This is a genomic window from Paraburkholderia sp. BCC1885 (assembly GCF_900996235.1).
Classification (GTDB): domain Bacteria; phylum Pseudomonadota; class Gammaproteobacteria; order Burkholderiales; family Burkholderiaceae; genus Paraburkholderia.
The window spans coordinates 1-496 of the sequence record NZ_CAAJGM010000107.1 but is presented as its reverse complement, the minus strand read 5'-3'; the positions used below and the strand labels follow the sequence as shown (position 1 = coordinate 496).

Annotated in this window: 1 protein-coding gene; it reads left to right on the top strand. The window is 69.4% G+C overall.

Translation table 11 applies throughout. The annotated features are described in order from the left end of the window. Window positions 1-496, top strand: a 496-nt coding sequence (tssG, locus tag FQ755_RS08320) for a type VI secretion system baseplate subunit TssG (RefSeq protein WP_144152998.1), incomplete at both ends; no start/stop codon positions are given.

Here is a 496-nt window from a genome sequence, read left to right as displayed (position 1 = left end):
CATCACTACACCGAGCAGATCATCGCGCGCGAGCAGTTGAAGCGCGACCACGCCGCGCGCGCCTTCTTCGACGTGTTCTCGAACCGCGCCACCGCGCTGTTCTATTCGGCCTGGAAGAAGTACCGCCTGCCCCTGCATTACGAGCTCGACCGCGACGAGCGCTACCTGCCCCTGCTGCTGTCGCTGGCCGGCGTGTCGAATCCCGACGCGCGGCGCGCCATGCAGGAAGGCAAGGGCGCGGTGATCGACGAGGCCATCGCCGGTTACGCGCTGGCCGCGCGCCATCGGCCGGTGTCGGCCGCCTACCTGCAGCGCACCTTGTCGGACTATTTCCAGGTGTCGATCCGCGTCGACCAGTTCGTCGGCAAGTGGTACGACGTGCCGCCCGACCAACTGAGCGTGCTGGGCGAGGTCAATGCCACGCTGGGCGCGACCGCGCTGGTCGGCGAGCGGGTCTGGCAGCGCGACATGCGCGCCCGGCTGGTGGTGGGGCCGC